Source organism: Sulfurovum sp., from assembly GCF_049668085.1.
Classification (GTDB): domain Bacteria; phylum Campylobacterota; class Campylobacteria; order Campylobacterales; family Sulfurovaceae; genus Sulfurovum.
In genome coordinates, this window is the sequence record NZ_JBATIY010000127.1 from 1 (window position 1) to 12,709 (window position 12,709).

Here is a 12,709-nt window from a genome sequence, read left to right on the forward strand (position 1 = left end):
GGAAGGTACATGCTACGTTAACATCAGATGATCAATTCTATGCGATAAATGCCAACGTATCTACTGTAGGTCTTGGAAAAGCAGTGACAAACAATCTTAAAGAAAGACATATCTCCAAAGGACATGTTGTTAAGGGTTTGTTGGTTACAGACATGTATCAAATGATCAAATCTTATGGTGAATATACCAGTACAACGATCTACAGGGTTGATCATAAAAAAAAGAAGCTTACACGACAATATAAACAGTGGAAATATGACAAGCTTGTCATCGATAGAAAAATGAGACTTGATTACTACGGTAAAGATGATATGATGACACTTTTTTTGAATTTACCTAAACATATCAAAGAGAAACAGACCCCTAAGAAATATCGTTTTAAAGCCGTGGGGGCTGATCGGAAAAATGGACGTGTTGATGTCAGTATTCCGTCACAAAAATCATTAAAAAAGATAAAAGGATTTGTTGGTAAAGGCAAAACAGGAGACTGGTATACTACAGTCGTAATGCATCGTAAACTTTATAAGAGCAGAAAAGGTGAACTTGATGTGAGGATCGGTCAAGAGGGTCTGGTAGAAAAAGCAGTTTTAAAAGACCTGATCTTCTTTGGAGATATCCGTATAATCAAGCAATAAACTCTCTTAAATAAGCAAAACGCTATAATCTACCTAATTCTATACGCGTACTATTTATAAGGAAAATTACTATGTTTGAAACCGTTATCGGTCTTGAAGTTCATGTTCAGCTTAACACTAAAACGAAACTTTTTTGCGCTTGTCCCACCTCTTTTGCAGAACACCAAAACAGCAATACCTGTCCAACCTGTTTGGCACTTCCGGGTGCATTGCCTGTGGTGAATAAAGAAGCGGCTATAAAAGCAATGAAACTAGGATATGCGATTAATGCAAATGTAAATCATGCTTCTATTTTTGATAGAAAATCTTATTTTTATCCAGACAGTCCTTCTGCATATCAGATCACACAATTGACAAAAGCGATCGTCCAAAAAGGTGAGCTGTTCATAGACCTTGCTGATGGTACACAGAAACGTATCGGTATGACCCAGGCGCATCTTGAAGCAGATGCAGGAAAGAATATACATGAGGGTGACCATTCTAAAGTGGATTTGAACCGTGCAGGTACACCACTGCTTGAGATTGTATCTGATCCAGATATGAGAAGCTCTGATGAAGCTGTAGCCTATTTGAAAAAACTACACTCTACTGTACGCTATCTGGACATCTCTGATGCAAACATGCAAGAGGGTTCCTTTAGATGTGACGTGAACGTTTCCATCCGTCCTAAAGGGCAAGAAGCCTATGGTACAAGAGTAGAGATCAAGAATATCAACTCATTCAAGTTTGTGGCTGCTTCGATAGCCTATGAAGTACAAAGACAAATTGAAGCCTATGAAGATGGCGTGTATGATCAGGAGATATATCAGGAAACACGTCTCTGGAATGTGGATGAAGGTGTCACAAAGTCCATGAGAGGAAAAGAAGAAGCAGCGGATTACCGTTATTTCCCGGACCCTGATCTACGTCCGCTTATCGTAACGGAAGAAATGATAGCTGAAGCAAAGGTCATGCCGGAACTACCAGATGCTAAAGTAAAACGTTACGTAGAGGAGCTTGGTATCAAGTCTGCTGATGCACATGTGATCACTTCAGACAAAGAGATGGCATACTACTTTGAAGAGATGTTGGAAAACGGTGCAGTAGCGAAAACAGCGGTTACGTGGCTGACATCAGAGTTACTTGGTCGTTTGAACAAAGCAGGATTCTCTATGGAAGATACGCCTGTGGATGCCAAGACATTGGGAACACTTGTGTCTAAAATTTCAGACAGTACTATTTCTGGATCAGGAGCCAAAGAGATCCTTGATCATATGATGGAAAATGAAAGTCGTGATATCGATGCACTGATTGAAGAACTAGGGCTTGCACAGGTAAGTGACGATGGTGCAATTTTAGCGATTATCGATGAGATCTTGGCTGCAAATGAAGAGAAGGTTGAACAGTATAAAGGTGGTAAAGAGAAACTCTTTGGCTTCTTTGTCGGACAAACCATGAAAGCCAGTAAAGGTTCTGCGAATCCAGCTAAGGTAAATGAATTACTCAAGCAGAGACTAGGGTAGATCATTCTTTCATTCCTGGTATCTGACCGGGAAATGATAAATTTGAGGGAGGTAGAAACATATGCATGATTTTATACTGAAACTCTCCCACAAGATAGACGGTTCTGTACGCTATCAAAAGACAAAATCATTTTTTCGTGCACTTCTTGAAGATGTAAATTACCCCTATAAAAAGTACTTTGATGGGTTTATGATAGCACTTATTGTGATTTCTATCTCTATACTCATCCTGAGTAAATCAGAAAAGATCCCTGAGTGGCTTGTAGAGTTTGATCTCTATTTTATCACAGCTGTTTTTGCTTTGGAGTATCTATTGAGACTCTGGATAAGCCATGACATACATAAATATATTGTCTCTACCTCTTCTGAGAAGAACAGGTCTGAACGATATTGGTCCATAGTAAAATCAAAATTACGCTATATGATCTCTCTGCCTGCACTTATTGATCTTATAGCTATTTTCCCAAAATTTAGAATTATACGACTGCTTAAACTGTATCATTATATGCATGGAGCATCCAGTCTTTTCAATGCACTGCTTAAAAAACGTTTTGAATTCATCTTTCTAGGATATATGCTTTTAGGTGTTACTTTTACCTTTGGTTCTATTTTCTATTTGCTTGAGTATGGTGTCAATGAATCATTGGGTTCCTATCTGGATGCTATCTATTGGGCACTGGTGACCATTTCTACAGTTGGATATGGTGATATTTCTCCTGTGACTGAGTTAGGTAAAGTGGTCTCTATGTTCGGTATCATTTTTGGTATCGCTATGATCTCATTTGTGACCTCTGTAATGGTTTCTGCCTTTTCAACAAGATTTGGCGAACTGCGTAATCAAGATAGTATCAACTCTGCGAATAAAATGCAGAATGTTGTGATCATCAATGGATATGGTCATTTGGGTATGACGATCGCTAAAAAATTAAAAATACATAAGAGTTATGAACCGGTTATTATAGAGATGGATGAAGAAAAAGCCAAGCAGGCACTTGAGGATGGCTATAATGTGATACAAGCAGACGGTTCCAGTGCGAAACTTATCAAAACATTGTATGAAAGAGGAAATATCACAGCGATGCTTACGTTGAGAAGCTCTGATATTAATAACATCTATTTTATTCTCAATGCGAAAAGTGTTCATGCTGATTCAGTGGTATATACTCGCTTGAATCAAATAGAACTACGGCCACAATATGAAGCTACGCAAGTGGATGGACTGGTTGAACCTTATGATGTGGTGGATACCAAAGCGTTCCATTATTTGAAAAACCATTATGAGGTTGAAAAGAAGAATATTAACTTTTTTGGATATAACAATAAGAGTGAGCATATTTGTAAAATGCTTAAAAAAGAGGGTATAGATATTACTATCTATGAGATTGGGAATGAAAGTTTTGAAGCTGCCAAAAGTGATGGTTTTAGAAATGTGATACTACTTGATCAAAAAAGCAGTGAAATACCTGAAATAAAAGATGGAATTACTGTGTGTGCTATGAATGATGAAGCTTTAAATGTCTATGTGAGTATTACCTTGCGAGCAAATGGGTTTACAGATGAGATCGTAGCCCTTTCTGATACTAAAGAAGATAATAGAAAGTTACTTTTATCAGGCGTGAGTAAGATATTTGATATGTATGATGAGAGTGCTTCACAGTTTGTTGAAATGATCGAAAATAATGTAAAAAGGGTTCAGAAATGAAAATAGCTATTATTGGGGCAGGGAAATGGGGGCAGGCATTGAATCATGCCTATAGTCAGAATAATGATGTGGTTATTTCCTCTCGGCGTACTAAAGAGTTAGAAAATTTTGTTCCTATGGAAGAAGCCTTAAAGTATGAATACCTGGTAATGGCAATACCTGCACAATTCGTTCGTGGATGGATGGAAGAGAACTTTGTGGACCATGGACAAAATATACTTGTGGCAGCCAAAGGAATAGAGACAAGTACTGGTGCATTTTTGAATGAAGTCTATGGAAAATTTGTTTCCGCAGATAGACTGGCATTCATCTCAGGTCCTTCTTTTGCAGCGGAAGTACAAAAATCGCTTCCTACAGCACTGAAAATAAGTTCTACCAATCAAAAGTTGGCAGAGACCTATGCGCATGCATTACCTGACTTTATCAAAGGTTATGTGGATGATGATGTGGTGGGTGCGGAGATCTCCGGGGCATATAAAAATGTCATTGCCATTGCCGGTGGTGTGTGTGATGGATTAGGATTGGGAAATAACGCACGTGCGGCACTTATCTCAAGAGGTTTGGTAGAAATGACACGTTTTGGAGAAGCTTTTGGTGCCAAGACAGAAACATTTCTTTCACTTGGCGGTGCTGGTGACCTATTTCTTACAGCAAGTTCAACACTTTCACGAAATTTTCGTGTAGGATTAGGCATTGCAAAGGGCAAGAGCATGGATGAGATATTAGAAGAGTTAGGTGAAGTAGCAGAAGGAGTACCTACTGCAAAAGCCATCTATAAAATTGCCAAAGAAAAAGAGATCTATCTTCCAATTGCTCAGGAAGTGTACGCAATGATCGAAGAAGGGAAAGATCCTTTGGAAAGTGTGAAAGATCTACTTAGTTGAAAAAGCATGAGGAAAAAGAATTGATACAGTATATAGTTAAAGTTTTCATAACGCTCTGCATGTTTACTTTTCTTTCTGCAGAGGAAATAGTCTTACCTACCCATGAGATATATTTTACTGGACAAAAGCACTTTGAAGAAGCTGATCTGCAAGATGCGTTGGGCGTGACAACACCAAGTTTTTTTCAATTTTGGAAAGATGACACACCTCGTATTAAAGATAAATTAATACCTTCTTTGGAACCTTCTCTGAAAAGTTTTTTTGACTCTGAAGGTTTTTATGATGCGAACCATACGATTAGAGAGACCAACACGACCATCTTTGTGAGCATCACTGAAAATGAACCTGTAAGGGTGAGAGATATCAATATCTCCAGTGACTATAATATCTCTACCTTGGTCACATTTAAGAGGGATGATATTTTTCGGGCCAAAGATTTTGTGTCGATAAAAAGTAAGATTATTCAACAGTTACTTAAAGAAGGATATTGTAGTTATGATCTTGATAGTAAAGCCTATGTTGATTTGGATCTGCATACTGTTGATGTACACTATGTATTGAAAAAGGGTGGCGAATGTACTTTTGGAGAACTAACAATAACAGGATTAAAAACGATAGATGAAGATGTCGTTAAATCACGTGTATGAGCAAGAGAAGGAGAGCGGTTTAACCCGGTATTGGTGCAAGATACATCCAATAGCCTCTATTCACTGAATAGCTTTGACTCTGTTCTGATCAATGTAGATAGAAAGTTTTATAATGTTGTGCCGGTGGATATCAAGTTTGAAGAGATACAAAAGCCATATCATTTGGAAGCAGGAGCAGGATATGATACGTTTGTAGGTGCTAGGGTACATGGTGAAATAACCAGGAATAACTTTATGGGCAATGCGCAACAGGTAAAACTTAAGGCTGCATGGTCGCAAAAAGAGCAACTGCTTGTTTTAAGTTATTTTAAGCCGGCATTTTTAAATCTTTATGGGCATTATATCGATCTGGGGGGAAGAGCAGGATATTCAAATTTTGAATTTGACGGATTCCAAGAAGAAAAAACATTTGCTCGAGGATATTTGAAATATGAGCTTGGGAGATTGCAATTAAGGACAGGAATCGCGTTAGAGAATATTGTGATTGACGCTTTGGACAATCTGAAACCCGGAGAAGAACTGGAACAGGCTGTAACAGAAGGTACATTTAATCTTTTGTATCCGTATCTTGATTTTATTTATGATGCCAGAGATTCCAAGCTTAATCCTAAATATGGGTACTATCTTGCTGCTTATGCAGAGTTTGGACTTTCCAAAGATGAAGAGGCAAGTGCTTATTATAAAACATTTTATGAAGGCAGGATCATACATACATTTTCAAATCTCACTTTGGCAGCTGTTGGAAAAGTAGGGGTAGTAGATACTGAAAGAGAGAACAGTCTCCCTGAATCAAAGTATTTTTTTGGTGGTGGTGCTTATTCTAACCGTGCGTATGGATTTAGAGAACTAGGTGTTATTATTTCTCCAACTGAAGATTCTATCAATGGTGCGTCAACCATGGCTAACCTCTCTTTAGAAGCGAACTATCCTATGTGGGGTGATCTTTATGGTGCACTCTTTACTGATAATACTATGCTCACGGAAGAGAGTTATGACTTTAAAGGGGATATCATAACTGCTGCAGGTATTGGAGTGCGATATATGACACCTATAGGACCATTTAAATTGGATATTGCTGTCAATGTGAATGACACTTCCCAGAATGGTATTTCATTCCAGATAGGACAATCGTTTTGAAAAATTTATTACTTTACAAACCGTTACTTTGGATGAGAAAAGTGATTGTATATCTACTGATCACTGCTATTGTGTTGGGGCTGGTTCTTTATTTTATAGTTAATTCTGCTCTGGTTGTTAGAAAAGTGGCCGATACATATGCCCCTGATTACAATATCACCTATAGTCGTATTTATGGAAATGTCCTTACGGGAGTAAAGATAGAAGATCTGGCATATAGTGAAGACTCTCTTGCTAAGCATATTACTTTGAAATGGAATCCCGCCGGACTTTTTAAAAAAACCATTATAGTCAATACACTGAAGGTAGAAAAAGCCAATGTGGATACGATCAAGACACTTATTGCCTCCTTTTCTTCTGTTGAGAATAATCAGAGTGAAGAGGTCAGCAGCAGTGAGTCTTTTGATATTGGTGTAAAAGTAGATCATCTATCACTCACTCTTGAACCTTTTGTTGAACAGGGTATTAGCATTGCTGATGTCATGTTGGATGTAAATGGTGTAGGGTATACAAGTGACAATGTGGATATACGTAGATTAGAGCTGCAGATTGATACGAATGTTACAGACATCGTTTTGGATGCAAGCTTAAAAGACAGTCATGTAATCATAAAACAATTGAGTATAAAAGATGTTGATACGCTTGCCTTGCAAACACTTTTCACTCCTGATAATAATGAGAGTCATCAAGGTGATGAACAGGTTACAGTAGAAACAAATACCAGTAAAGATACACAGGTAAATCCGCTTATTCCTACATGGGTACACCTTGATAAATTAGAGGTCAGTATACTTCCTCTTATTTATGACCCTGTAGATATCAAACACTTAAACTTAACAGGAACTGACGCTGTTTTTGATGTACAAAAACTTTTACTTCAAAAGGCCAACATCAATTTAAATAGCGGTACGAACCTCAGTGATATACACTACAAAACGAAGGTTAAGAATAATAAGCTCATTGGAAAAGTGGATTTCAAACCCAAAAAAGCACTCTTTAAACTCTATGAGCTTCCTATAAGAAGAGAGGCTGTAGGTGATATAGTTTTAGATTTAAATGTTTCTGAAAAAGAGGTAACCACAGACTTACATATAGCGATGAAACAGCTGCTCAAGGGTGAAAAAGATGCATTTAATCTTGATATAGACAATTTACACACACATGTGGTCTATAAGATCAAAGAGGGAAGTTTGCAGGCTGACAGCAAAGTAATGTTAACGACACCATATGCCAAAGATGTTTCAGTGACCAATATATTTACGATGGATAAGAATATAAGTTATAGTGGTGAGATCCATGCAAAACAGATCATCGGTGTAGATGCAAAATTTGTGAAACCGCTCAATAATTTACTAATTAAATATAATGGTGACAGTAAAAGTATACACACAAATATAGAGTCTGATAATCTTCAAGGGACATTTATATCATCGGATTTCAAAAAAGCTGAATTTCATTTAGAGAATAAGGAGCTCTTGGTCCTCAATGAATTTATTGAACTACCTGCAGAGCTGAACCAAACAAAAGCCAATATTGTGATAGATGCGCCATTGAGTTTTGAGGAGAATGCGACGATAGTAGCCTATGCGAAAATAGATTCAAATGTGGTGAATATAGATGCAAATGTCAGTTACAAAGAAACACTGCTGGTAAAAACGCTTAGCTATATACCTGATGAGTCACTTTTACGCTCTTACAGTGAAGAGTTAAAGTGGGATAGTTTGAATCCTGTAAAGGCTGATGTTGAACTTTTGAATAATACGGTAGATGCGCTGCTTACAGCCGGTACTTTAAGGTCGAATGTACAGTATGACCTGAACAGTACTAAAGTAGAAGGTAAGATTGCATTGGGAGGTTTAAATACAGATGTATCTGGAATTGTAGAAGAAAAGATAACTATAGATACAAAGATCAATTCTATGACCTCTTTAATTGAAAGTGTTAAAAGTATTTATACTCTTGGGGATGATATCCCTGTTGTGAAAGGCAGTGCAGAACTATCTGTGGAAATTACGGAAATGAAAAATATAGGTCTGATGCTGAAGTCACCTGAGATCATGTATCAAGCTGATCATAAAACAGAGCATTACATAAACGATATTGACCTTGCCGTGAATATGGAAGAAGAAAAAGTTGTTTTGGATCGTTATACACTGACGTATTCAGGCCAAAAGTTTTTCTCTACAAAGCCCTCAACTATTTTATTGAAGGATGAGAGTATAACTATGGAGCCGATTTGGCTGAATGATGAACTTCAAATAGCAGGTAAATATGATCTCAAATCCAAAAAAGGAACTATTGACACAACAGCAACGAAACTCCATATAGCACATGAGATCATTGATCTGGATAGTGCGATAGATATTAAAACAGTATTGGATGGCAATAAGACCTCTGTAAATGGAAAAGTTATTCTTTTGGGCGGCAACATACATTATGATCTGGATCAAAAAACATATGCTTCGGATAGTGATATTCTTATTGTTCAGGATATGAAAGAGAAAGAAGCAAGTCCATTCATGGATAATCTCAGTGCTTCAGTACAGGTAGAAACAAAAACACCGCTTATTTATAATAAGGGTGCTGTGAACATCAAGGCCAAGGTAGATCTAAATGTATACAAAGCTGAATTGTCAGATTTGATGGTATTGGGATCTGTTGAGATACTTGAAGGCGGCAGTTATACTTTTGAAGGCAAGAGGTTTGTACTGGATAAAAGTCATGTATATTTTACGGGTGACGCAAACAAACCTCTTCTTGAGATAAGTGTAAAGTACAAGACGTTGAATCATCTTATTACTATCATTATTACAGGAAGTGCAAATACACCAAATATCAACTTTTCATCTAAACCTTCTTTGACAAAAGAAGAGATATTATCTGTTATCTTGTTTGACTCAGAAGGAGGAGCAGGTACAAACAGCAGTGGAGATATGATGAAAATGATGGGGGGAGCTATGGCGAAGTCTGCTCTTTCAGACTTTGGTATCCAACTGGATCATCTTATGCTGGGTGAGGGTAACAGTGTAGAAGTCGGTAAAAAATTGACAGATGATATCACGATCATCTATGTCAATGATGAGATCTCGAGTGTAAAACTCAAATATGAACATGGAGAACGTACTGAAAGTGTGATAGGCGTAAGTGAAGAGTCTCAATCTTACGATATCATCTATAAGAGAGATTTTTAAGAAAGTTTCCATATGGCTTTTTCCTTTTAGGAGTAAGTTTCTCTATAGGAACATAAGAGTGCACAGACTTATGAAAGTCTGTTCTTAAAATCCTCATATCCGAATTCACGTAACATTTCAACAGTACCATTTATTCTTTTTATGGCTATGGAAGGAAGCTTCACGCCATTAAAGGTAGTCGCTTTGACCATGGTATAGTGCATTTGGTCTTCAAATATAACTTTATCTCCTATCTTTAAAGGGACTTCAAAACTGTAGTCTCCCATAATGTCTCCTGCCAAACAGGTGTTTCCAGCCAGACGGTAAGTATGTTTTTTTTCACCTGCTTCACCTGCATCACGTACCTCTGCACGATAAGGCATGATGATCGTATCAGGCATATGGGCTTCAGCAGAAGAGTCAAGGATGGCTATATCCATACCATTGTGTACGATATCAAGAACAGTAGTGATCAGTGGACCGGTCTCCCATCCTACGGCTTCTCCTGGTTCAAGATAGACTTCCACCTCATATCTTTTTTTAAAGTCTTTAATGAGCTGTATGAGCTTCTGTGTGTCATATCCTTTTCGAGTGATATGATGTCCTCCACCGAAGTTTATCCACTTCATTTGTGGTATGTAGGATCCGAACTTCTCTTCAAAATTTTGAAGTACATTCTCTAAGGCACTGCTGTCTTGTTCACAGAGTGCATGAAAATGCAAACCATCACAGTCTTCTAAAACCGTCTCATCGATGTTTTGCAATGTGGTACCAAGTCGAGAATAGAGCCCGCATGGATTGTATATCTCCTTGGGTGATTCTGAATACTCTGGATTCACACGCAGACCCAGTGAGAGTTTTGGATTTATTGTTTTAGCCATCGCTGCAAAGGTATGAAACTGGGCAGGGGAATTAAAGACCAAGTGATGTGATATTTTAGCTATCTCTTTGATCTCTTCTTCCTTAAATGCAGGAGAATAGGTATGTACTTCTTTAGAAAAAGTCTCATCTGCAAGTTTTGCTTCATATAGACCACTGGCACAGCATCCATCAAGATAAGGTTTGATCAGAGGAAAACTTTTCCACAAAGCATACCCTTTTAGAGCGAGTAATACTTTTGCCCCACTTTGTTGTTTAATATCTGAGATCAGTTGAAGGTTTTTTTGAAGTTTTTCTTCTTCTAGCAGCCAACAAGGAGAAGGTAGAGTCGATAGTATATTTTTCATAAGAAATTATACAATAGAATCTGAAATATTTTGTTATAATGGAACAAAATATTTTTATTAGATGCTGAAGGGGACATATCGCAATGGGAAATAGACAAAATGAAAATCGTTCAAGTAATTTAAGTTTTACCGGTAAGGAAATTGAACTTGCTGCAAATATGTTAAAGACATTGGAACCTACTATTGATATCATGTATTATCTTATGGATCTTGAAAGAGAACAGACTTTTGTTCTTATGCTTTTGACAGCAAAGGATATCGATTTAAATGCATTGTTGTCTAAAGAGAAACGAGAAACTGACATCTTATACGAAATTGATAAAGAAGAGTCTATTTATGTCATGCTTTGTCAAGATACAAAGGTGGATGGCGGATATCGGTTTGCAGAGAGAGTGATCCGCAATATTCAATTAGATAAGGGTACAGATATTTATTGTACAGAATTGGAAGTAAGGGTTAGACATTATTCTCCTAAACAAGTGGTACTAAAACTGCTTGAAACATTTGTAAAAAGTAAACAGACGAATAAGTCTAATGAAATTGTTTTCAGAAGTCTATACTAATTAGTAGGACTTAAGGCATTTTACTGTAAAATCGCGTCCAAATATGCCACATGTAATGTTGGTACAAATTTATTAAGGATTATTCGGAATGAAAAGAACATACCAACCTCATAGTACACCAAGAAAAAGAACACACGGATTTAGAACAAGAATGAAAACTAAAAATGGTAGAAAAGTGATTTCTGCAAGAAGAGCTAAGGGTAGAAAAAGACTATCAGTATAAAGCTTTTAGGTATATAGCCATCAGTTCTATTAAACATTTTACTAGGATTAAAACCAGTAAAGAGTTCAACGGAGTGTATAAACACTCTACACAAACATGGCATACATCTTATTTTGTACTCTTCTACAAAAAGTGTGATGAGTATAAAGTAGGTTTTGTAGCCTCTAAAAAAATTGGAAATGCAGTTCATCGAAACAGAGCAAAACGTTTGTTAAGAGCACATTTCATCGAAAATATAGACCTCTTATCGCAAGGTTGTTACGTACTGGTTGCAAAACCTGCACTTATTGACGAAAACTATTCTGTAACACGTAAAGCGTATCTACATGCACTTAAGAAGTGTACTGCAACATAATTTAACACATATAACACTATACTATCATTGATATATTATAAAAGGTAAAATTTTGGAACAACAAGATTTAAATAAACGACTTCTTCTGGCATTAGCGCTCTCTTTCTTTGTATTTATAGGCTATAGCTACTTTTTTCCGGCTCCAACACCTACGCAAGATGTCAAACAAACATCAACTGCTACACATCAAACACCAGCAGTAAACACTGCATCGAATGCAAATGCACCTACTCCAAGTAGTGCAGTAACAACAGCAGCAAGTGCTCCGGTGCAAATGGCATCTACAGGTTTGGTTACTGTAAAATCTGATAACTTTATCATGACAGTAGATGAGTTTGGACGTATCTCTCAAGTTGAACTTTTAGAAACGAAGTATCATGATGATGAGGGTAATAATTTAAAGATGTTAAATGTCAATGAAGTCAAACCACTGGAAATAAGATTTTCAGATGTTAAACTGAATGAAGAAGCATTTAAAACACCTTATGTCAATGCAGGAAGTAATACGGTTGATGTGAGTAAAAGTGCACAAACTGTGACACTGACACAAACACTCTCATCGCTAACAGTCACTAAAAAGATCACCTTCAAATCTACTGGAGAGTATGATGTTACAGTAACTACTTCTTCATCTACACCATATTTTATCACACCGGGACATAGAC

Annotated in this window: 12 protein-coding genes; 11 read left to right on the top strand and 1 reads right to left on the bottom strand. The window is 37.1% G+C overall.

Annotated elements, in window-relative coordinates:
• From WBM70_RS08270 to WBM70_RS08300, 7 genes are all read left to right on the top strand, one after another.
• Positions 1-635, top strand: a 635-nt coding sequence (locus WBM70_RS08270) for a hypothetical protein (protein WP_424558032.1), incomplete at its 5' end; no start/stop codon positions are given.
• A 71-nt stretch (positions 636-706) separates the two neighbouring features.
• Positions 707-2,137, top strand: coding sequence for an Asp-tRNA(Asn)/Glu-tRNA(Gln) amidotransferase subunit GatB (gatB, locus tag WBM70_RS08275; RefSeq protein WP_424558033.1), 1,431 nt, complete (start codon positions 707-709; stop codon positions 2,135-2,137).
• Positions 2,138-2,198: 61 nt separating this feature from the next.
• On the top strand, positions 2,199-3,839 hold the full coding sequence (locus tag WBM70_RS08280; RefSeq protein WP_424558034.1) for an NAD-binding protein: 1,641 nt from the start codon (positions 2,199-2,201) through the stop codon (positions 3,837-3,839).
• Positions 3,836-4,723: an NAD(P)H-dependent glycerol-3-phosphate dehydrogenase gene (locus WBM70_RS08285; protein WP_424558035.1), complete on the top strand. Its 888-nt coding sequence runs from the start codon at positions 3,836-3,838 to the stop codon at positions 4,721-4,723. The genes WBM70_RS08280 and WBM70_RS08285 overlap by 4 nt, the downstream gene beginning before the upstream one ends.
• Positions 4,724-4,782: 59 nt before the next feature.
• Entirely contained in the window at positions 4,783-5,370 is a 588-nt protein-coding gene (locus tag WBM70_RS08290; protein WP_424558036.1) for a hypothetical protein, read from the top strand.
• A gap of 33 nt (positions 5,371-5,403) precedes the next feature.
• The gene (locus tag WBM70_RS08295) at positions 5,404-6,507 is read left to right on the top strand and encodes an autotransporter assembly complex protein TamA (protein ID WP_424558037.1); all 1,104 of its coding nucleotides are present in this window, start codon (positions 5,404-5,406) and stop codon (positions 6,505-6,507) included.
• Positions 6,504-9,698, top strand: a complete 3,195-nt coding sequence (locus tag WBM70_RS08300) for a translocation/assembly module TamB domain-containing protein (protein WP_424558038.1) — start codon at positions 6,504-6,506, stop codon at positions 9,696-9,698. Before WBM70_RS08295 ends, WBM70_RS08300 begins: the two co-directional genes overlap by 4 nt.
• A 68-nt stretch (positions 9,699-9,766) precedes the next feature.
• Here WBM70_RS08300 and nspC read toward each other — a convergent pair whose 3' ends face one another.
• Positions 9,767-10,903 (bottom strand): carboxynorspermidine decarboxylase, encoded by a 1,137-nt coding sequence (gene nspC / locus WBM70_RS08305; RefSeq protein ID WP_424558039.1) that lies wholly within the window; start codon positions 10,901-10,903, stop codon positions 9,767-9,769.
• An 83-nt stretch (positions 10,904-10,986) separates the two neighbouring features.
• Between nspC and WBM70_RS08310 the strand changes: the two genes are divergently transcribed.
• The 4 genes from WBM70_RS08310 to yidC all read left to right on the top strand — a co-directional run.
• Positions 10,987-11,466, top strand: a complete 480-nt coding sequence (locus WBM70_RS08310) for a hypothetical protein (RefSeq protein WP_424558040.1) — start codon at positions 10,987-10,989, stop codon at positions 11,464-11,466.
• Positions 11,467-11,554: 88 nt separating this feature from the next.
• A complete protein-coding gene (gene rpmH / locus WBM70_RS08315; protein WP_223891047.1) occupies positions 11,555-11,689 on the top strand; it encodes a 50S ribosomal protein L34 in 135 nt (44 codons plus the stop codon).
• 46 nt (positions 11,690-11,735) lie between these two features.
• The gene (gene rnpA / locus WBM70_RS08320) at positions 11,736-12,044 is read left to right on the top strand and encodes a ribonuclease P protein component (protein ID WP_424558042.1); all 309 of its coding nucleotides are present in this window, start codon (positions 11,736-11,738) and stop codon (positions 12,042-12,044) included.
• A 52-nt stretch (positions 12,045-12,096) separates the two neighbouring features.
• Positions 12,097-12,709 (top strand): membrane protein insertase YidC (yidC, locus tag WBM70_RS08325; RefSeq protein ID WP_424558041.1); only part of this gene is annotated, 613 nt, incomplete at its 3' end.

Bases quoted from the DNA above. Each gene is read 5' to 3' on its own strand.
- gatB (WP_424558033.1), top strand. From the start codon at position 707: ATGTTTGAAACCGTTATCGGTCTTGAAGTTCATGTTCAGCTTAACACT.
- WBM70_RS08280 (WP_424558034.1), top strand. From the start codon at position 2,199: ATGCATGATTTTATACTGAAACTCTCCCACAAGATAGACGGTTCTGTA.
- WBM70_RS08285 (WP_424558035.1), top strand. From the start codon at position 3,836: ATGAAAATAGCTATTATTGGGGCAGGGAAATGGGGGCAGGCATTGAAT.
- WBM70_RS08290 (WP_424558036.1), top strand. From the start codon at position 4,783: ATGTTTACTTTTCTTTCTGCAGAGGAAATAGTCTTACCTACCCATGAG.
- nspC (WP_424558039.1), bottom strand. From the start codon at position 10,903: ATGAAAAATATACTATCGACTCTACCTTCTCCTTGTTGGCTGCTAGAA.
- WBM70_RS08310 (WP_424558040.1), top strand. From the start codon at position 10,987: ATGGGAAATAGACAAAATGAAAATCGTTCAAGTAATTTAAGTTTTACC.
- rpmH (WP_223891047.1), top strand. From the start codon at position 11,555: ATGAAAAGAACATACCAACCTCATAGTACACCAAGAAAAAGAACACAC.